Genomic DNA, 17,767 nt, shown 5'->3' with positions numbered 1-17,767 from the left:
GACGGAGCATTGTACGGGCGAGTTCCGCTGGCGTACAGGATTGCGCTCGGAGGGGGCAGGGGCTACTGCGAAAAGTGCGCAACCCCCGGGATTTTCTAGGATTCTTCGCCGACTGCAGTGCTGTTGGCGGAGCTTTCGGGCTCGGGTTTCGGCCCGGCGCGGCGGCTCTCCTGGAACCAGTGAATGGCGATCAGGATCAGTGTCGGCACCCCGAGGATCGCGGTGATGAGAAAGAAGTCGTGATAGCCGAACTTTTCCACCATGACCCCGGAATAGCCGCCGATCAGGCGCGGCAGCAGCAGCATGATGGAACTGAGCAGGGCGTACTGGGTGGCGGAGAACTTGAGGTTGGTCAGGCTCGACAGGTAGGCGACAAAGGCTGAAGTGGCCATGCCTGAACTGAAGTTGTCCAGGGAAATGGTGACGATCAGCATCTTCAGGTTCGGGCCCATGTCGGCAAGCATGAGGAACAGCAGGTTGGTCCCGGCCGATGCGGCGCCGCCGATGAACAGGATCGGCAGGATGCCGAACCGCACGATCAGCAGGCCGCCCATGCCGGCGCCGAGCAGGGTCATGATCAGCCCGAAGATCTTGCTGACCCCGGCGATCTGGTCTTTGGTGAAACCCTGGTCGATGTAGAACACGTTGGCCATGACGCCCATGACCGTGTCCGACATGCGATAGGTGGCAATCAGCCCCAATAGCAGAAAGGCTTGCCAGCGATAGCGCAGGATGAAGTCGTTGACCGGCGTCAGCACCGGCGCCAGGCCCCGGCGGCCCATGGCCGAGAGGCACAGGGTGCTGAGTGTGATGTAGAGGATGGCCCGCAGGAAGGCGCGGTCTTCCAGCAGCAGGTCCAGCAGGCTGACGCCGTCGAAGATCACGCTGGCGAAGTCGGTGTTGTACAGCTGGGTGAAGGTGGCGGGAACGGAAACCAGTAGCACGATCAGCACGAATACCGAGATCAACTGGTGAGCGAAGCTGTAGCGCCCGGCGGACAGTTGGGTGCGCAGCGGCACCGCGGGTTCACGCATCAGCAAGGTGGTGATCAGGGCCGGGATCATCAGCGCCCCGAACAGCACGTAGGTGCCGGTCCAGGCCGAGTGCTTGTAGCTGAAACCGGTGGAACCGAAGCCCTCGGCGAAAAACAGTGCGCCGGCAGTGGCCAGCAGCACGGCAACTCGATAGCCGGACATGTAACTGGCTGCCAGGGCGGCCTGGCGGCTGTCGTCGGCGATTTCCAGGCGGTAGGCGTCGATGGCGATGTCCTGGGTGGCCGAGGCGAATGCCACGATCACCGCAATGGCAATCAGCCAGGAAAGGTGCTTTTGCGGGTCGCAGAAACCCATGCCGATCAGGCCGAGAATCACCAGGGTTTGCGCCAGTACCAGCCAGGAACGACGTCGACCGAGCTTGCCCAGGAGGGGCAGGCGCCATTGGTCGAGCAGGGGCGACCATACCCACTTGAAGGCATAGGCCAGGCCGATCAGGCTGGCGTAACCGATGGTTTCACGGGCCACACCGGCCTCGCGCAACCACACCGAAAGAGTCGAGAACACCAGCATGTAAGGCATGCCGGCGGCGAAACCAAGCAGCAACAGCACGAGCGTCGAGGGGCTGGCATAGGCGGCAAGTGCGGCGCGCCAGGTTTTACGGGGCATGGGCTGAAGTCTGCCTCAGATTACGGAAACAAAGCGCGCACTCTAACCGCTGTGCTCCACCGGGCGCCAGCCATGGCGCTGAATATCCACGCGATTGTTCAGGATAGAGACACCTTCGCCACGCAGTCTGGCCCGCTGCTCGTCGCCCGAGGGACTGCCGGCCGGCAAGCTCAGGCGACCACCGGCGCCGAGCACTCGATGCCAGGGCAGGCTGGTGTCGGCGGGTAACTGGCTGAGGGTGCGCCCGACCCAGCGTGCCGCCCGTCCCAGGCCTGCCATCTCCGCCAGTTGGCCGTAGCTCACCACCCTGCCTTCGGGGACCTGGGCCAGGGTCAGGTACAGCGCCGTACGTCGGATCTGTGCAGGGCTTTGCGGCTCTTCGCTGTGTTCGGTCACATTCGCGGTTCCAGATAATAGAGGAGGGACGCTGGTCGGCTGTGGTGATCAAAGCCGGATGAGTATTGAACTCACTCTCAATACCCGGGTCAGTCCTGACTAAGGCTTGTTCAGCAGGAATAATGCCGTTTTTTTTCGCAAGATCGAGTCCTCTATTGCTTATGTTGCCTAGAACTTTGCTGTGTTTCGCGGTGCTCAGCGCCTCCATGCCTGTATTGGCCGATACCGTGTGGTTGAAGAACGGTGATCGCCTGAGTGGCAAGATCAAGGTGTTCGACGGCGGCAAGCTGTTGATCCAGACCGACTATGGCGGCGCCATCAATATTGACTGGGAGCAGGTCAAGACTCTGGAGAGCGACCAGGAGCTGCTGGTCAAGCAGGATGCCTACACCGGGGAGAAGGCCAAGTCGCTGCAGGCGGCGGACGAAGGCAAGGTGATCCTGGCCAACGGCGAGGCGCCCAAGACGGTGGAGCTGGCGAGCATCCAGCAGATCATGAAGCCCAAGCCGCTGGTGGAAGACATGGTCTGGAAAGGCAACGTCGATGTGGCCATGGACTACAAGCGCGCCGAAAAGAACACCGATGACTACGACATCGACTTCAAGACCTCGGCACGTCACGGGGCCTGGCGCCACAATGCCCAGGGCGAATACAACCGTGAGTTCCAGGATCATGTGGTGACCACGGACAACTGGAGCGCCGAGTACGCTCTGGACCGTTTCATCACGGAAAAGTGGTTCTGGGAGGGGCGCCTGACCTACAAGCGGGACAAGGTCGAGGACCTGGCGCGGCAGCGGGTGGTGGGTACCGGCCCCGGCTACCAGTTCTGGGATGATGAGCTGGGTGCGTTCTCCCTGGGCTCGCTGCTCAACCGTACCGATTACGAGTACGCCGATGGCGGCAAGGACAACTTCTATTCCCTGGCGATGAAGTGGGACTACAACCGTTACCTGATCGGCAAGCGGGTGGAGTTCTTCACCAATGGCGAGGTGGGGCGGCCGCTTTCGGGGGTGGCCGACTATGCACTGGATGCCGAGATGGGGCTGCGCTACAAGGTCACCGACTGGGCTTCATTGAACCTCAAGGCGGAAAAAGACCTGATCCGCGGTACCGAAGACAGCGATCTGGACAAGACCCGCTACACCGTGGGCTTTGGCGTGACCTGGTAACCCGGTACGCATGGGCGCCTTTTCAACGAGGGCGCCGACAAAAGTGACGGGCACAAAAAAGCCCCGCTGTTGAGGGCGGGGCTTTTTTACTGGATCAGTACAAGTTAGATAACTTGAACTTCTTCAGCTTGCATGCCTTTCTGACCGCGGGTAGCGATGAAAGAAACCTGTTGGCCTTCTTTCAGGCTTTTGAAGCCGTCGGATTGGATAGCTTTGAAGTGTACGAACAGGTCGTCACCGGATTGTGGAGTGATGAAGCCGAAGCCTTTTTCATCGTTGAACCACTTAACGGTACCGGTTTGGCGATTAGACATGGTGTATCTCCTTGGACAAAGTTAACTGCGACTCAGGAAAAGCCCTGGCCGAGACTGAGTGCAAAGAGCAGGAAAAATTCTTGGAGATGGTTGGATCGAAATTCAACATCGTGTAGAGATTCTCAGTGACACAAGCAGCACAGTGGCGCCACCTTAACCCTTTTTCCTGAACGTGCCAATGGTCAGTGCGAAGGTTTCTCGGTTTTCGTGACTGACGGCGGGGCGCTCGTCGCCCAGCCCTTGAAAATCGTGGCGTGAGGCGAGAAAAACGTCCCAGACTTTGAACCCGACCTCGCGCCCCGGTAAGATGCCAGACCGTTTTTTTTCACCTCGCTATTTCAGGACACCCGCCATGAGCATCAAATCGGACAAGTGGATTCGCCGCATGGCGCAAGAGCACGGCATGATCGAGCCCTTCGTAGAGCGCCAGATGCGTGGCGAAGGCCAGGATCGGCTGATCTCCTTCGGGGTGTCGAGCTACGGCTACGACGTGCGTTGCGCCGACGAATTCAAGGTGTTCACCAACATCAATTCGGCCACTGTCGATCCGAAGAACTTCGATGAAAAGAGCTTCGTCGACATCAAGAGCGACGTCTGCATCATTCCGCCGAACTCCTTTGCCCTGGCACGCACCGTCGAGTACTTCCGCATTCCGCGCAACGTGCTGACCATCTGCCTGGGCAAGAGCACCTATGCCCGTTGCGGCATCATCGTCAATGTGACCCCGCTGGAACCCGAGTGGGAAGGCCACGTGACCCTGGAATTCTCCAACACCACCACCTTGCCGGCGAAGATCTACGCCAACGAAGGCGTGGCGCAGATGCTGTTCCTGGAGTCGGACGAAGAGTGCGAAGTGTCCTACAAGGACCGTGGCGGCAAATACCAGGGCCAGCGCGGCGTGACCCTGCCACGCACCTGAGTTCGTCTGTCTGACGAATAGCGGGAATTCCTGAGCCGGCAGGCACTCTATTGGAGGTACTGCCGGTACGCGCAAGGCGTACCCGGCACAGCTCAGGAGTGCCCTCATGAAGATAGATCCGCGAATCAGTGCCACCTTGGCCAGGCTGGAACCCAATCAGGTTGGCGTACTGGCCTGGACCCTGCTGGCGCATCCTCCCGTCAGCATGGCCGGTGGCATTCCCGGCCAGCCGGATCCCGATTCCCCGCAACCCCTTGAACCCACCGAGCCGGGCGAACCGACCCTGCCCGACGAGCCGCCTCCCGCGCCTGTCGCCTGAAGCCCGTACCGCGCCCGCCCGGCCCAGAGCCTGAACGGGCGCGGTACCGCTGTTACTTCAGGTTGCCGCTGAGAAACTGCTGCAAGCGCTCGCTTTTCGGGTTGCCCAGCACGTCCTCCGGAGCCCCTTCTTCTTCCACCAGGCCCTTGTGCAGGAACAGCACCTGGCTGGACACCTTGCGCGCAAAACTCATCTCGTGGGTGACCATGATCATGGTCCGGCCCTCTTCGGCCAGGCCCTGGATCACCTTGAGCACCTCGCCTACCAGCTCCGGGTCCAGGGCCGAGGTGGGTTCGTCGAACAGCATGACCTCCGGCTCCATGGCCAGGGCCCGGGCTATGGCCACCCGTTGCTGCTGGCCGCCGGATAGAAACGCCGGGTACTGGCTGGCCACCCGTGCCGGCAGGCCGACCTTGTCCAGGTAACGCCGGGCGCGTTCCTCGGCCTCCCTGGTGCTGACCCCCAGCACCCGGCGCGGGGCCATGGTGATGTTTTCCAGCACGGTCATGTGGCTCCACAGGTTGAAGTGCTGGAACACCATTGCCAGGCGGGTGCGAATCCGCTGCAGCTCCGCCGGGTCGGCCACGTGCATGCCGTGGCGGTCGCTGACCATGCGGATCTGCTGGCCATCCAGGCTCATGGCGCCGTCATCCGGGGTTTCGAGAAAGTTGATGCAGCGCAGGAAGGTGCTCTTGCCCGAGCCGCTGGCGCCGATCAGGCTGATCACGTCGCCGGTCCTGGCCTTGAGGGAAACACCTTTGAGCACTTCATTGTCGCCATAGCATTTATGCAGGCCTTCAACGGTCAATTTGTACATGGGGGCGTGCATCCTCAAGGCGAAAGTAGGTAACCGCTGCGATAGGCCTCGCGACCGGCGACATGGGCGATCACCATGCCTGCGGTGGCCATGCGTCGCAGCGAGCGGGCGTACATGAGCCCGGCGTTGTTGCAATGGATGGGGGTGACCCGGTCGTGGATCGGGTCGATGATTTCGGCCACCAGTTGCCCGGCTTCCAGGTATTCCCCGGGCAGCGCGTTGAACACCAGCAGCCCGCCTACCGGGGTCGCCACCGGTTCGACACCGGCCAGGGGCGTGGCCGGGAAGGGCAGCTCGGGCAGTGGCGGCGCTTCACCGTCGATGGCCCCAAGCCGGGTCAGGTAGTCGATCAGGGCCTGGCAGTCGAGGCTGGCCAGGCCGTGGTTGACGTCGCCCTGGCCGCGCAGCTCGACGGTCACCGCAAAGCTGCCTGTCGGGATGGCGAAGCGCTCGCCGAAGCGCTGTTGCAGTTGCCACCACAGCAGGCTGAAGCATTCGTCGAACGACCAGGCCGCGGAGTCGGTGGCCAGCAGGCAGGCTTCGGCGCCCAGGTAGCGAGCCAGCGGCTCCACCCGGGGCCAGGCTTCGGGGGTGGTGTAGAGATGCGCCACAGCCTCGAAGTCGCAATGCAGGTCCAGCACCATGTCGGCATCGCAGGCCAGCCGTTGCAGGGTCAACTGCAGGGACTGCAGTTGGGTTTGCGGCCGCTGGCGCGCCAGGGCATCGATCAGGTGGCGGCGGATCAGTTCAAGGTTGTGTTCAGGGTCGGCATTGAGCAGCCCTTCGATGGCATCGCCGACTTGTTCGCCCAGGTCGGCGAAGCCGCGGTTGAAGTTCTGCCCGCTTTCCAGCTGGTAGCGTCCCAGGGGCACATCCATCAGCACCTGTTCCAGGCCCACCGGATTGGCCACCGGCACCAGGACGATTTCCTGGCGCAGGCGCCCGGCGGCTTCCAGCTCGGCCAGGTGTTGCTTGAGGTGCCAGGCCACCAGCATGCCGGGCAACTCGTCGGCGTGCAGGGAGGACTGGATATAGACCTTGCCGGCGGCCTGGGGCGGGCCGAAGTGAAAGCTGTGGACCTGGCGCGCGGTGCCCGGCAGCGGGGCGAGCAGGTCGTGGATCTCGTGGCGCATTGACGGTTTTCCTGCAGCAAGTCCTAGTGGGTCGGCCCGAGGAAAGCCAGCCAGCGGCGTTCGGCGAGGCGGAACAGGCCCACCAGGGCGAAGGTCACGCACAGGTAGATGATGGCGGCGATGCCGAACGACTGAAATGTCAGGAAGGTCGCCGAGTTGGCGTCGCGGGCGATTTTCAGAATGTCGGGAATGGTCGCGGTGAAGGCCACTGTGGTGGAGTGCAGCATCAGGATCACTTCGTTGCTGTAGTAGGGCAGCGAGCGGCGCAGGGCCGAGGGCATGATCACATAGGCGTACAGCTTCCAGCCGCTCAGGCCATAGGCCTTGGCCGCTTCGACTTCGCCGTGGGCCATGCTGCGGATCGCCCCGGCGAAGATCTCCGTGGTGTAGGCGCAGGTGTTCAGGGCGAAGGCAAGGATGGTGCAGTTCATTGCATCGCGAAAGAACGCATCCAGGACTGGCTGTGCGCGAATCGCGGCGATGCTGTAGATCCCGGTGTAGCAGATCAGCAACTGGATATAGAGCGGTGTGCCACGAAACAGGTAGGTGTAGAACTGCACCGGCCAGCGGATGTAGCGCTTGGGCGAGACCCGGGCGATGGACAGCGGGATCGACACCAAAAAGCCGATGCAGATCGAGGCACTGAGCAGCCACATGGTCATGGCCAGGCCGGTCACGTGGTAGCCATCGCTATAAAGGAAGGGACGCCAGTATTCCTGCAGGAGTTCGATCATCGCACGGCCTCCCGGGCGCCGGCGGCGTAGCGCCGTTCAAGCCTGCGCAGGACAAAGTTGGAGGCACTGGTGATCAACAGGTAGATCAGCGCCGCCAGAACCAGGAAGTAGAAGAGTTGGTAGGTGCTCTTGCCGGCGTCCTGGGCAGCCTTGACCAGGTCGGCCAGGCCAATGATCGACACCAGGGCGGTGGCCTTGAGCATCACCATCCAGTTGTTGCCGATGCCTGGCAGGGCAAAGCGCATCATTTGCGGAAAGACCACGAAGCGAAAGCGCTGGCCGCGTTTCAGGCCATAGGCGGTGGCCGCTTCCACCTGGCCCCGGGGCACGGCAAGGATCGCCCCGCGAAAGGTTTCGGTGAAGTAGGCGCCATAGATGAAACCCAGGGTGATCACCCCGGCGCTGAAGGGGTTGATCTCGATGTAGTCCCACTCCATGAAATCGGTAAAGGAGGTCAACCAGGTTTGCAGGCTGTAGAAAATCAGCAGCATCAGGACCAGGTCCGGTACGCCGCGGATCAGGGTGGTGTAGAGCTGGGCCGGAACCCGCAGCAGGGCAACGCTGGACAATTTGGCGCTGGCGCCGATCAGCCCCAGCAAAACGCTGACCAGCAGCGACAACACCGACAACTTGATGGTCATCCAGGTACCTTCCAGCAGCAGAGGGCCGAAACCCTTCAGGCTGAGCGCGGAAAGCCCCAGGTTTTTTAGAAGTTCTTCGAGCATCGATCTGTGACCCGTAGCGATAAAAAAGGCGCCCATCGAGGATGGGCGCCGACAGGTTATTTACCGCTGTAGAGGTTCAGGTCACCGAAGTGTTTTTTCTGGATGGTGGCGTAGGTGCCATCATCGTGTAACGCTTTGATACCTTTATCCAGAAGCGCTTTCAGCTCTTTGTTACCTTTCGAGATACCCACCGCGGTCTTGGCCGGCAGCAGCGGGTCGTCCACCGGCTTGCTGATCTCATAGTCAGCGCCTTGCGGTGACTTGAGGAAGCCCAGTTCGGCCTGCAGCATGTCCTGGATCGAGGCATCGAGGCGCCCGGAAGTCAGGTCGGCATAGACCTGGTCCTGGTTCTGATAGGCCTGGGTCTTGACCCCGGCCTTGTCCAGCACGGCCTTGGCGTAGGCTTCCTGAATGGTGCCCTGCTCGTAGCCGACGGTCTTGCCCTTGAGCGAGGCGGTGTCTTCGCTCAGTCCCGAGCCTTTCTTGAACACGAATGCGGTGGGGCCGGAAAACAGTTCGTTGGAGAAGTCGATGACTTTCTCGCGAGCCGGGGTGACGGTCATGGACGAGATCACACCGTCGAATTTATTGGCCTTGAGGCCTGGAATCATGCCGTCGAAGTCACTTTCGACCCACTTGCACTTGACCTTCAGCTCGGCACAGATGGCATTGCCCAGGTCGATGTCGAAACCCACCAGGCTGCCGTCGGCGGCCTTGGATTCGAAGGGGGCGTAGGAAGGGTCGACGCCGAAGCGCAGTTCCTTGTATTCCTTGGCCAGCGCGGAGCCGGCGGCCATGCAGAGAGCCAATGCAGAAAGGGTCAGCAATGCTTTTTTCATTATTCAATCCCTAAGAACCAATATGAGCGCTTGTGGCGCATGAGTACTGTTACTGGACCGCATAAGACTTAATGAAAGTAGCAATTTCCGAACCAGAGTCCCGAACAGGTGTTTTAAAAGCGCTGGAAAGCAGCGACATGAGGGAACCCGTGCGCCGAGATGGGGCGTGTTTTTTGGTAGGCGCCAATAAGGTGCGAAGGGGTGGGCAATCTACGATGGGCGAACTGACAGGGCTGCCAGTGCCAAGCGCGGTTGAGGGCGCCGGTGAGCTGTTCGTTTTGGAGCAGGCCCGCTTGCACAGGACGTGCAAGCGGGTGGGGGAAGGTTACTTGCCTGGAACCAGGGTCAGGCGGGTCTTGCCGTAGCTGCGCTCGAAGTTCTGCGGTTGCATCGGCAGGCTCAGGTACTGGGCCTTGAGCCAGCCGTCGATGCCGTTGGCATAGTTGGGGCTCACCGGGTTGCCGGACTGGCCGCTGCTGTTGAGGCCCATCAAGGGTTCGCTGAGGCCGAAATCCACGATCAAGCGCAGGGCCGGTGTATCGGTGATGGCAAAATCCTGCCCCCAACGGTACGCGGCGCTGTTGATGGTGTTGTGGTCGCCCCCGGCCTGAAGCGGGCCACGGATCTGCCGGCCATTGGCGTTGGTCCACTGGTAGCTGTGCAGCTTGCCCCATTGCCAGGCCTTGCGGTCGGCGCCCAGCAGTTGCTCGCCGGAGCTGATGGCGGCTGCCAGGCTACGGGCGAGGATGGCTGGCTTGTCTTCCTTTTGCGCGGTGCGCGAATCGTCCCAGAACGGGCTGTCTTCCTGGCCCAGCAGGTGGTCGGCCTGGGCCGAGTAGGAAAGGTTGCCGTTGGCGACGAAGGCTTGCCAGGCGTCACTGGACTCGGGGCCGAGCTTGTCGAGGAAGATCTGCTTGGCGCTCTCCTGCAGGAACAATTCGTACAACGCCGCGTCGGCCGAGCCGGCGCTGACCTTGCCGTCGAACGCCAGCAAGCGGCTATAGGCTTCCCTGGCCTTGGCGCGTTCGGTATCGGGCAAGGCCTCGATGGCCTGCTTCAGCGGCTGGGCCATGCCCGGAGCTTCGAACATCTTTTTCAGTTTGGCGGCGAACAGGGTGCTTTGGTCGTACTGCAGGGCGATCAGGCTGCGGTTGTCCTGCTTGCCGCTGGAGGCCAGACCGGCCATGCGCTCGGCCCGTTCCGGGGCGTGCCAGGAATTGGACAGCTGCATGCCGTAGCCCCGCGAGATCACTCGCTGGTTGGCGGTGGCGATCCAGCCCTGGGGCGGGTCCTGGTCGTAGGGGTGGAGCATCGGGTCGGCGTAGCCGTCCCAGTCGTAACGGCCATCCCAACCCGGTGAAGGCAGCAAGCCTTCGCCTTCGCGGCGGTTGGGGAAGCGCCCGGTGACCTGCCAGCCGATGTTGCTGGCGTCGGCAAACACCATGTTCAGGGCAATGGCGCGGATTTCCCGACTGGCATCCGAGGCCTTCTCGACATTCTGCGCCCGGGACAGGTCGAAGAAGGCGTCCAGGGTCTTGTCGTCCTTGAGCTCCGGCGTCTGCAGGGCCAGGCCGAAACCGTTACCGAGCGCTGCCCCCAGCGCGCTGTTGAGCAGCGGGCCATGGCGGGTTTCGTACACGGCTTCGCGAATCGGTCGCTGGCCTTTGACGAAGTAGGTTTCGTTGCGCACGGTCACCGGCTGCCATTTGCCGTTGTTCTGGTAGTACAGGGCGTTGCCCTGGCGCTTGAGCTTTTCCAGGAACAGGTCCTGGTTGTCTCCCTCCACCGAGCTCATGCTCCAGGCCACCTTGCCGTTGAAGCCCTGGAGAATCGCCGGCAGGCCAGCGATGGAAGCGCCAGCGGCCTGGTATTTCGGCGCGCGGATCTGGGCGTAGTACCAGGCTTGCAGGTGGCTGTCGGCGGCCAGCAGGCTGCGGCCGGTGCGGCTGCGTTGTGGGGCGATGGCCAGGTTGCTGCCGCCGCGGGTGCCCAGGCTGTTGAGCTGGGCCAGACGGTTGATGGCGCGGCTGACTTCGTTCAGGCCCGGCACAGTGAGATTCAGGCCCTTGAGCTTGTCCGCTTCGGCCAGGGGCAGGGGTTCATCGGGATAGCTCGGAGTCAGCCACGGCAGTTTGTCGCTGCCGACTTTCTGCGCCAGCACCAGGGCGTTGATCTCTTCTTGCAGGTTGGCGGACTGGCCGAAGTTCAGCAGGCAGAAGATCAGCGCCGAATCCTCGGCTTTCCAGTATTCGGGGGTGTAGCCCTGGGCTGCCAGGTCCGGCGGCAGCTTGTCGCGATAGCGGAACAGGTAGGCGTTGACGCCCCGGGCATAGACCTCGAAGAAGCGCTTGATGCGTGGCGACGAAGCCTTGTACAGCTCATCGGCGCTTTTCTTCAGGTTGATCGCGCGCATCAGGCGGTCCACTTCCAGTGCGTCGGCACCGGACATTTCGGCCAGGCGGCCCTGTGCCAGCAGGCGCAGGGTCACCATCTGGCCAATGCGGTCGCTGGCGTGCACATAGCCCAGGGTGAACAGGGCGTCATGGAAGCTGCTGCTTTCGATCAGCGGTACGCCGACCGCGTTGCGCCGCACGGAAACGTTCTGTGCCAGGCCCTTGAGCGGTTGCACGCCAGAGGTGGGGGGCAGGGTGTCTTGAGTGTTCCAGGACTGGCAACCGGCCAGGCTCAGAGCACTGGCCACTGCCGCGGCAACGCCGAACCGGGGAAGAAAATGTGAGAAGGCTGGCGAGGCCATGGCAAAGCTCCTGCGGGGGGTAGCGTCGATAAAGGCGCTACGTTAGTGAGCAGGCGAGTGCCGCGCAAGCGGGGGCAGGAGGTATTTCTCGACGACGCTGCAAATAGCGATCGCCGGCGCGTCGGCGCCTGGCAAAACCCGTAGGAGCCGGCTTGCCGGCGAAGAGGCCTTCTGGCCTTGGCTGGCCCTTGCGGGCACCGTGACTGGCAAGCCAGCTCCTGCAGGCACAAGGTTCAGGAGGCGGGATTGACCTGCTCTACCAGGGCATAGGCCCGCTCGGTAGCCGGTCGGGCCTGGATGCTGTTGAACCAGCGCTGCAGATGCGGGAAGTCCTCGAGTTTCTGGCTCTGCTTCTTGTAGGAAGCGATCCAGGGATAGATCGCCATGTCGGCAATGCTGTAGTCGCTGCCGGCGACGAACTTGCGGTCCGCCAGGCGCCGATCGAGCACGCCGTACAGGCGCGCGGTTTCATCCACATAACGTTTGATGGCGTAGGGGATCTTTTCCGGGGCGAACTGGCTGAAGTGATGATTCTGCCCAGCCATCGGCCCCAAACCGCCCATCTGCCAGAACAGCCATTGCAGGGCTTCCTGGCGCCCGCGCAGGTCCTGGGGCAGGAACTGGCCGGTCTTTTCCGCGAGGTACAACAGGATCGCCCCGGACTCGAACAGCGACAGTGGCTGGCCGCCATCGGCGGGTTGGTGGTCAACGATCGCCGGAATGCGGTTGTTGGGCGCGATCTTCAGGAATTCGGGCTTGAATTGCTCACCCAGGCCGATGTTCACCGGGTACAGGGTGTAGGGCAGGCCGGCTTCTTCCAGGAACAGGGAGATCTTGTGGCCGTTGGGGGTGGTCCAGTAATACAGGTCGATCATGGAACGCTCCAATTGGGATGTATCTGTGCTTAAGGACAGCAAACTCCGGCATTAGGTCGTCCTGTCTGCATTCGATGGCTTGCCTGAACAGCTAAGTGATGCTCAAGTGCGGCAAATTCAATGACCTCGACAGAGAAAAACATGCCCCTTCCGGCCAGCACCGCACTGATGCTCATCGACCAGCAGCAAGGCATCCTCCAGCCTCGGCTTGGCCCGCGCAACAACCCAGAGGCGCAGGTGCGGATGCTCGAACTGCTGGCCCACTGGCGCGCCCGCGGCTGGCCGGTGATCCATGTGCAACACCTGTCGCGTTCGCCGGATTCGGTGTTCTGGCCCGGGCAGTCGGGGGTGGAGTTTCAACCGTGCTTTGAGCCCCGGGACGGGGAATGGCGGGTTCAGAAGCAGGTGCCGGATGCGTTTTGCGCCAATTCGCTGGAAGCGGATTTGCGGCGCGAGGGGATTGCTGGGTTGGTGATTGTCGGTGTTGCCACCAACAACTCTGTGGAGTCGACGGCGCGTACGGCTGGCAACCTGGGCTTTGCTGTGTGGGTGGTGGCCGACGCCTGCTACACCTTCGACAAGCCCGACTTCAACGGTCGGGCCCGTAGTGCCGAGGAGGTGCATGCCATGTCGCTGGCCAATCTGGATGGCGAGTACGCCACTGTCCTGGACCTGGCGCAGTTGCTGGCCCAGGAGGCCGGGCGCAGCTGAAGGCGCAAGTGCTCAGGCAGGCCCCGCCCGCGCTCAGGTCAGGCGCCGTGGCACTTCTTGAATTTCTTGCTGCTGCCGCATGGGCAAGGGTCGTTGCGGCCAACGTCTTTCAGTGCGTTGCGTACCGGCTCCTGGTGGGCGTGGTTGCAGTGCGGGCCGTGAACATGGCCATGGTCGTGATCGTGGTGGTCATGATCGTGGTTGCAGTCAGGGCCATGGACATGAGGTTGCTGGGTCATTGCGGGTTACTCCGGGATAAAATCGCCGGGAATTATCACGCCATTGCGCTTCAGGTGCACGTCCTGGCCGATGAATAATCCGATTTCCAGTTCCCCTTCGAGGCGGTAGGGGATAGGTCGCTCGGGCTTGCGCAGCAATTTCACCACATCGCGGATCTGCGGCCACAGGTTGGTCCGCACCGGCACCTTGAAGAAGCGGCTGCTGTGGGGCGTGACGGTGAACCAGTGTTCGTGCTCGCCTTCGCTGAGCAGGAAGCGCTCCAGGTAGACCTTGTAGGTCAGGCGACGCACGGTCAGGTCGCTGTCGTTGGGGTTATCCACCCGCAGGTGCAGGGTGAAGCGTTGTTCCAGCAGGTTGGCCTTGACCACCTCGACCTTGACCAGATGCACCGTCGGGTCGACGGACTCATCGCTGAACCAGGAGGCACAACCCGTCAGGCCCAGCGCGCCGAGCAGGCACAAGGTTCGTAACGCACGCAGCTCACCGATCATTGCAAGACTCCCTCTGGATGCCGGTGCCCATCCTGGGCCCGGGTTGGTATCGGCCAGTCGCGGCTCAGCGGCTGAAGTAGCTGGCGCAGCACTTCTTGAACTTGTGCCCGCTGCCACAGGGGCAGGCGTCGTTGCGGCCGGATTTGAGGGGAACCGTGGGGTCGATGAAATACCAGCGTCCCTGGTTCTGCACGAAGGATGAGCGTTCGCGGTGGCTATGCTCGCCCTGGCTGTCGTGCCAGCGGGCAGTAAAGGTGACAAAGGCATGCTCGGGCTGGCCGCCGAAGACTTCCGAGCTTTCGACCTGCAACCCCAGCCAGGTGCTTTGGGCGCTCCAGTCGCTGATGGACTGGCGATCCAGGCCCGCCTGTTGCGCCGACAGGGTGGTGGCCAGCAGGTAATCCACCTGCCCCAGCACATAGGCGCTGTAGCGCGAACGCATCAGGGCTTCCGCGCAGGGCGCGGGATGGCCGGCATGGTAGTGGCCGCAGCAGGCATCCAGCAGGTTGCCGCTGCCGCAGGGACAAATCGAGGCACTCATTGTGTTACCACCAATACTTTCCAAAGTTTTCCGGGTTTGCCCAGAAACGTGAATTGAGCCAATCGGGCACTTGCTTGTATTCAAGCAGATCGTAGGTGAACAGGGTCAGGACCTGTTCATCGCGCTGAAAGCGTTCGCTGGCCTGCAACGCCAGGGAATAGAAGTCGGTTTCCTGCCAGCCGCAGGCACACAGGTCGGCCAGCACGGCGATCCGGCTGGCATTGAGGTTGCGAATGCCCCCAAGCAGGTTCAGGCCGTCGCGCTTGGGCAAGTGCTCCAGGCAATCCACGGCCAGGGCCAGGTCGAAACGCCGCGCTGCCAGTTCCGCAGGCAGAGGGCCGGGTGCTGCCTGGGCCACTTGGGTCGTGGGGTGGGCCTCCTTGAAGGCAGCCAGGGCGGGGAAGTCGCTGGCACCGATCAGCAGCAGCTGTTGTGGTGCGTAGCGATCCAGCAAAGCCGCCAGGGCCTGCTGCGGGGTACGGTCGGAAATGCCGGCGCTCATCTTAGCTCCTCGGTCAGAACGCTAAAGACTAGCGTGCCGGCATCTGCGGGCCTAGAGCGGTTCACCACTAAATCGGCGAACCTCCTGTGTTTACGGGGCGAAACCGGTGATAGCCAGGTGCTGGCGCAGATGAAATGCGCGGTCTTTACTCCGTGAATCGGCCTTGAGCCGATCCCTCAGGAGAAATCAGATGAGCATCATTCGGACGGCAGTACCCCTGGTTCTGTTAACCAGTGTGTTGACTGGTTGTGCAGGTTTGCAGAAAACCGACTGGCCGATCTGCGCCGCGGTAGGTGGCGTCACGGGCGCGGCGCTGGGCGCCACCGAAAGCTCCTCGTGGGCGGGCGGCGGCGCACTGGTGGTCGGTGGCCTGGCGGGTGCGTACTGCTGGGTAAAAGGTGATGGCGACGAGGACGGCGATGGCGTGCCGGACAGCCGCGACAAGTGCCCACACACACCCAGAGGCGTCCAGGTCGATGCCAACGGCTGCCCACCACCGCCACCGGTGGTAGAAGAGGTGGTAGTGGTCAAGGAAGAAACCATTGTCATTCGTGATGTGCACTTCCATTTCGACTCGGCCAAGCTGACCGATGCCGACAAAACCAAGCTCAACACCATTGTCACCCGACTGAAACAGGAGGCGTCGAGTGCCCAACTGCGAGTGACCGGCCATACCGACAGCGTCGGCAGCGATGCCTACAACCAGAAACTCTCGGACAAGCGCGCCCACTCGGTCGTGGAGTACCTGATCAGCAACGGCATTCCCCGCAGCAGCTTCGTCTCGGTAACCGGTGCCGGTGAAAGCAAGCCAGTGGCGGATAACAAGACCGCCGAAGGCCGGGCGATGAACCGTCGTACGGAAATCCAGATCAACCGCTGAAACCCCAGGGCCTGTGCGGCGACGAGCCGCACGTGGCCGCCTCTGCTCCTGTGCCAGGACCATGCTGATGGCGCAGGAGCCTTTGATCCCGGTGCCTTCTCGGCGATGGGCTCAGCCTGTCTGTAACGGGCGATCCTCGTCGATCCGGTGGCTAAACAGCCACTTCGTGAAGAATTTTCATTCCCCTCTGGCTTACCCCCGGGATAAGTCGTTACTGTGCGCGCAAAGAATAATTCACGAGGGGAGCGTATGAAGGTTTTATGGGGGCTGGGGAAGTTTCTGACCTTGGTTTTCTGGTTGGTGGTGCTGATCAACCTGGCCAGGCCGTTGATCAACCCGCTGCATCTTCTAGTGAATCTGGCGGGCAGCCTGTTGCTGCTGACCCATTTGCTGGAACTGCTGCTGTTCAACGGCAGCCTCAAGGATCGGCCACATCCCTGGCGTGACCGGCTGTACATCCTGCTGGTGGGGATCTTCCACCTGCAGACTCTTCCTGCTCCTGTCGTTGTCGAGGCCGACCATGCGTAAGCTCTGCCTGCTGGCTCTTTTCTGCAGCCCCCTGGCCATGGCCCAGGTGGTCAAGGTCGAAACCAACTCCCTGATGCGTCTGCCCAATACCGCTAGCACTCTGCAACTGGAGCGGCTGGAAGTGGCGGACTATGGCACCTTGCTGATCCCGGCCAATGTCACCGAACTCAAGGTGGACGAACTGCGGCTGGGGCATGAGGCGCGGATCGCCATCGTCCCTACCGAACAGAGCCTGCACTTGACTGTCCGCCGTGCGGAGCTGGAAGCGGGCAGCCAGATCACTTCCCGCGGCGCGCCGGGTACCTACCTGAAGGCCGCCAAGCCGGGGCGCAACCTGAACCTGCGCATCGAGTCGTTGCAGGCCGAGACGCTGTCCGTGGACGCCCGGGGTGGTGCCGGTGCGCCGGGTTATGTCGGTCTGGATGGCGCCAATGGCCAGGAACCGGGCTGCACCTGGGGCAGCGCGGGGCGTGGGGCTGACGGTGACAATGGCGGCGATGGCCGTCCTGGTGCGGCAGGCGCCCAGGTCCGGGTGGAACTGCCGCGGGACTTCCCCAGCGAGCAGATCAAGGTCTGGGTCGATGGTGGCGCAGGCGGGCTGGCCGGTGCCGGTGGCAAGCCGGGTGCGGGCGGCAAGTCCAAGGGGTGCCTGGTGTACCGCACCGACGGTGGCAAGAGCGGACGGCCCGGCGCCCAGGGGCAGCCCGGCCCGGCCGGCGAGCCTGGCGCGCTGACGGTGCAGCGCCTGTAACGTAACGTTTGCGTTGAACCTTGCCCGGCCGCCCGCTTCTGTAGCGGGCGGCCTGTTTTCAGAAGGTCGGCCGCGCCGCCGCCAGGGCGACCAGCACCAGGCCGATGATCAGGTTGCTGCCCACCAACCGGCGGATCTTGCCCAGCGCCGCGGCGCCAGCGGGCCAATCCTCGGCCGCTACTGCCTTGCGCAGCTCCGGCAACTGCAGCGACTGGATGCGGATGAACAGGGCGGTCATCACCAGGTACAGGCCCATCATGATCTGCACATACTTGGGCGCGGTTTCAAAGCCGCTGAAGCGCAAATGCAGCAGGCCGATACCGCTGATCGGCAACAGCACCACGGCGATCCACACCCAGACGAAAAAACGCGGAAACACTTGCGCCCACAACTTCAGCCGCGCCGGCCCCTCCAGGGCCACCATGGCCGCCGGGCGCAGGACCATCCAGGCGAAGAACATGCCGCCG

At 62.5% G+C, this 17,767-nt stretch carries 22 protein-coding genes; 7 read left to right on the top strand and 15 right to left on the bottom strand.

Annotated elements, in window-relative coordinates; genetic code table 11:
- Positions 1-95: 95 nt before the first annotated feature.
- The gene (locus F6S12_RS16785) at positions 96-1,661 is read right to left on the bottom strand and encodes an AmpG family muropeptide MFS transporter (RefSeq protein ID WP_125062673.1); all 1,566 of its coding nucleotides are present in this window, start codon (positions 1,659-1,661) and stop codon (positions 96-98) included.
- 42 nt (positions 1,662-1,703) lie between these two features.
- On the bottom strand, positions 1,704-2,057 hold the full coding sequence (locus tag F6S12_RS16780) for an MGMT family protein (RefSeq protein WP_015634389.1): 354 nt from the start codon (positions 2,055-2,057) through the stop codon (positions 1,704-1,706).
- Between the two features lie 161 nt (positions 2,058-2,218).
- On the opposite strand from F6S12_RS16780, the gene F6S12_RS16775 reads away from it, so the two are divergent.
- Complete coding sequence (locus F6S12_RS16775; RefSeq protein ID WP_315869112.1) at positions 2,219-3,226, top strand: DUF481 domain-containing protein; 1,008 nt, start codon at positions 2,219-2,221, stop codon at positions 3,224-3,226.
- 104 nt (positions 3,227-3,330) lie between these two features.
- On the opposite strand, the gene F6S12_RS16770 is transcribed toward F6S12_RS16775, so the two are convergent.
- Complete coding sequence (locus F6S12_RS16770; RefSeq protein WP_002554837.1) at positions 3,331-3,540, bottom strand: cold-shock protein; 210 nt, start codon at positions 3,538-3,540, stop codon at positions 3,331-3,333.
- Between the two features lie 352 nt (positions 3,541-3,892).
- Here F6S12_RS16770 and dcd point away from each other — a divergent pair, with 352 nt between their 5' ends.
- The gene (gene dcd, locus F6S12_RS16765) at positions 3,893-4,459 is read left to right on the top strand and encodes a dCTP deaminase (protein WP_011059604.1); all 567 of its coding nucleotides are present in this window, start codon (positions 3,893-3,895) and stop codon (positions 4,457-4,459) included.
- 106 nt (positions 4,460-4,565) lie between these two features.
- Positions 4,566-4,778, top strand: a complete 213-nt coding sequence (locus F6S12_RS16760; RefSeq protein WP_011059605.1) for a hypothetical protein — start codon at positions 4,566-4,568, stop codon at positions 4,776-4,778.
- Between the two features lie 52 nt (positions 4,779-4,830).
- Here the strand turns inward: F6S12_RS16760 and F6S12_RS16755 are convergent, their stop codons facing one another.
- The 7 genes from F6S12_RS16755 to F6S12_RS16725 form a co-directional block, all read right to left on the bottom strand.
- Positions 4,831-5,595, bottom strand: a complete 765-nt coding sequence (locus F6S12_RS16755; protein WP_015634391.1) for an ABC transporter ATP-binding protein — start codon at positions 5,593-5,595, stop codon at positions 4,831-4,833.
- A 14-nt stretch (positions 5,596-5,609) separates the two neighbouring features.
- Positions 5,610-6,728, bottom strand: a complete 1,119-nt coding sequence (locus F6S12_RS16750; protein WP_152686593.1) for a succinylglutamate desuccinylase/aspartoacylase family protein — start codon at positions 6,726-6,728, stop codon at positions 5,610-5,612.
- 23 nt (positions 6,729-6,751) lie between these two features.
- Positions 6,752-7,462, bottom strand: a complete 711-nt coding sequence (locus tag F6S12_RS16745; protein ID WP_011059608.1) for an ABC transporter permease — start codon at positions 7,460-7,462, stop codon at positions 6,752-6,754.
- Positions 7,459-8,187, bottom strand: coding sequence for an ABC transporter permease (locus tag F6S12_RS16740; protein ID WP_011059609.1), 729 nt, complete (start codon positions 8,185-8,187; stop codon positions 7,459-7,461). The genes F6S12_RS16745 and F6S12_RS16740 overlap by 4 nt, the downstream gene beginning before the upstream one ends.
- Before the next feature lie 56 nt (positions 8,188-8,243).
- Entirely contained in the window at positions 8,244-9,026 is a 783-nt protein-coding gene (locus tag F6S12_RS16735) for a transporter substrate-binding domain-containing protein (RefSeq protein ID WP_011059610.1), read from the bottom strand.
- Between the two features lie 325 nt (positions 9,027-9,351).
- Positions 9,352-11,781: a penicillin acylase family protein gene (locus tag F6S12_RS16730; RefSeq protein WP_053149396.1), complete on the bottom strand. Its 2,430-nt coding sequence runs from the start codon at positions 11,779-11,781 to the stop codon at positions 9,352-9,354.
- Positions 11,782-12,014: 233 nt separating this feature from the next.
- Positions 12,015-12,656 carry a glutathione binding-like protein gene (locus tag F6S12_RS16725; protein ID WP_015634395.1) on the bottom strand — a complete coding sequence of 214 codons (642 nt, stop codon included), beginning with the start codon at positions 12,654-12,656 and terminating at the stop codon, positions 12,015-12,017.
- Between the two features lie 141 nt (positions 12,657-12,797).
- Here F6S12_RS16725 and F6S12_RS16720 point away from each other — a divergent pair, with 141 nt between their 5' ends.
- Positions 12,798-13,367, top strand: coding sequence for a cysteine hydrolase family protein (locus F6S12_RS16720; RefSeq protein ID WP_011059613.1), 570 nt, complete (start codon positions 12,798-12,800; stop codon positions 13,365-13,367).
- Positions 13,368-13,405: 38 nt separating this feature from the next.
- Here F6S12_RS16720 and F6S12_RS16715 read toward each other — a convergent pair whose 3' ends face one another.
- The 4 genes from F6S12_RS16715 to F6S12_RS16700 all read right to left on the bottom strand — a co-directional run bounded on the left by F6S12_RS16715 (position 13,406) and on the right by F6S12_RS16700 (position 15,141).
- Complete coding sequence (locus F6S12_RS16715; protein WP_007923047.1) at positions 13,406-13,606, bottom strand: SEC-C metal-binding domain-containing protein; 201 nt, start codon at positions 13,604-13,606, stop codon at positions 13,406-13,408.
- Positions 13,607-13,612: 6 nt separating this feature from the next.
- Complete coding sequence (locus F6S12_RS16710; protein WP_015634397.1) at positions 13,613-14,098, bottom strand: LEA type 2 family protein; 486 nt, start codon at positions 14,096-14,098, stop codon at positions 13,613-13,615.
- Between the two features lie 64 nt (positions 14,099-14,162).
- Positions 14,163-14,639 carry a YchJ family protein gene (locus F6S12_RS16705; RefSeq protein ID WP_315869111.1) on the bottom strand — a complete coding sequence of 159 codons (477 nt, stop codon included), beginning with the start codon at positions 14,637-14,639 and terminating at the stop codon, positions 14,163-14,165.
- 4 nt (positions 14,640-14,643) lie between these two features.
- A complete protein-coding gene (locus tag F6S12_RS16700) occupies positions 14,644-15,141 on the bottom strand; it encodes a DUF6231 family protein (RefSeq protein WP_152686004.1) in 498 nt (165 codons plus the stop codon).
- Positions 15,142-15,331: 190 nt separating this feature from the next.
- On the opposite strand from F6S12_RS16700, the gene F6S12_RS16695 reads away from it, so the two are divergent.
- From F6S12_RS16695 to F6S12_RS16685, 3 genes are all read left to right on the top strand, one after another.
- Positions 15,332-16,021: an OmpA family protein gene (locus F6S12_RS16695; RefSeq protein WP_011059617.1), complete on the top strand. Its 690-nt coding sequence runs from the start codon at positions 15,332-15,334 to the stop codon at positions 16,019-16,021.
- A gap of 249 nt (positions 16,022-16,270) precedes the next feature.
- Positions 16,271-16,549, top strand: coding sequence for a DUF1145 domain-containing protein (locus F6S12_RS16690; RefSeq protein WP_011059618.1), 279 nt, complete (start codon positions 16,271-16,273; stop codon positions 16,547-16,549).
- Positions 16,542-17,300 carry a hypothetical protein gene (locus F6S12_RS16685; RefSeq protein ID WP_026020132.1) on the top strand — a complete coding sequence of 253 codons (759 nt, stop codon included), beginning with the start codon at positions 16,542-16,544 and terminating at the stop codon, positions 17,298-17,300. The genes F6S12_RS16690 and F6S12_RS16685 overlap by 8 nt, the downstream gene beginning before the upstream one ends.
- Before the next feature lie 58 nt (positions 17,301-17,358).
- Here the strand turns inward: F6S12_RS16685 and F6S12_RS16680 are convergent.
- Positions 17,359-17,767 (bottom strand): CopD family protein (locus F6S12_RS16680; protein ID WP_315869110.1); only part of this gene is annotated, 409 nt, incomplete at its 5' end.

The organism is Pseudomonas sp. JV245A, assembly GCF_032424515.1.
GTDB lineage: Bacteria > Pseudomonadota > Gammaproteobacteria > Pseudomonadales > Pseudomonadaceae > Aquipseudomonas > Aquipseudomonas protegens.
This window is presented reverse-complemented; position numbering and strand designations above follow the sequence as displayed.

Coding starts and splice junctions, on each gene's coding strand:
- F6S12_RS16715 (WP_007923047.1), bottom strand. CDS start 13,606: ATGACCCAGCAACCTCATGTCCATGGCCCTGACTGCAACCACGATCAT.
- F6S12_RS16685 (WP_026020132.1), top strand. CDS start 16,542: ATGCGTAAGCTCTGCCTGCTGGCTCTTTTCTGCAGCCCCCTGGCCATG.
- F6S12_RS16720 (WP_011059613.1), top strand. CDS start 12,798: ATGCCCCTTCCGGCCAGCACCGCACTGATGCTCATCGACCAGCAGCAA.
- F6S12_RS16755 (WP_015634391.1), bottom strand. CDS start 5,595: ATGTACAAATTGACCGTTGAAGGCCTGCATAAATGCTATGGCGACAAT.
- F6S12_RS16785 (WP_125062673.1), bottom strand. CDS start 1,661: ATGCCCCGTAAAACCTGGCGCGCCGCACTTGCCGCCTATGCCAGCCCC.
- F6S12_RS16775 (WP_315869112.1), top strand. CDS start 2,219: ATGTTGCCTAGAACTTTGCTGTGTTTCGCGGTGCTCAGCGCCTCCATG.
- F6S12_RS16710 (WP_015634397.1), bottom strand. CDS start 14,098: ATGATCGGTGAGCTGCGTGCGTTACGAACCTTGTGCCTGCTCGGCGCG.
- F6S12_RS16730 (WP_053149396.1), bottom strand. CDS start 11,781: ATGGCCTCGCCAGCCTTCTCACATTTTCTTCCCCGGTTCGGCGTTGCC.
- F6S12_RS16700 (WP_152686004.1), bottom strand. CDS start 15,141: ATGAGCGCCGGCATTTCCGACCGTACCCCGCAGCAGGCCCTGGCGGCT.
- F6S12_RS16705 (WP_315869111.1), bottom strand. CDS start 14,639: ATGAGTGCCTCGATTTGTCCCTGCGGCAGCGGCAACCTGCTGGATGCC.
- dcd (WP_011059604.1), top strand. CDS start 3,893: ATGAGCATCAAATCGGACAAGTGGATTCGCCGCATGGCGCAAGAGCAC.
- F6S12_RS16760 (WP_011059605.1), top strand. CDS start 4,566: ATGAAGATAGATCCGCGAATCAGTGCCACCTTGGCCAGGCTGGAACCC.
- F6S12_RS16695 (WP_011059617.1), top strand. CDS start 15,332: ATGAGCATCATTCGGACGGCAGTACCCCTGGTTCTGTTAACCAGTGTG.
- F6S12_RS16735 (WP_011059610.1), bottom strand. CDS start 9,026: ATGAAAAAAGCATTGCTGACCCTTTCTGCATTGGCTCTCTGCATGGCC.
- F6S12_RS16690 (WP_011059618.1), top strand. CDS start 16,271: ATGAAGGTTTTATGGGGGCTGGGGAAGTTTCTGACCTTGGTTTTCTGG.
- F6S12_RS16725 (WP_015634395.1), bottom strand. CDS start 12,656: ATGATCGACCTGTATTACTGGACCACCCCCAACGGCCACAAGATCTCC.
- F6S12_RS16740 (WP_011059609.1), bottom strand. CDS start 8,187: ATGCTCGAAGAACTTCTAAAAAACCTGGGGCTTTCCGCGCTCAGCCTG.
- F6S12_RS16750 (WP_152686593.1), bottom strand. CDS start 6,728: ATGCGCCACGAGATCCACGACCTGCTCGCCCCGCTGCCGGGCACCGCG.
- F6S12_RS16770 (WP_002554837.1), bottom strand. CDS start 3,540: ATGTCTAATCGCCAAACCGGTACCGTTAAGTGGTTCAACGATGAAAAA.
- F6S12_RS16745 (WP_011059608.1), bottom strand. CDS start 7,462: ATGATCGAACTCCTGCAGGAATACTGGCGTCCCTTCCTTTATAGCGAT.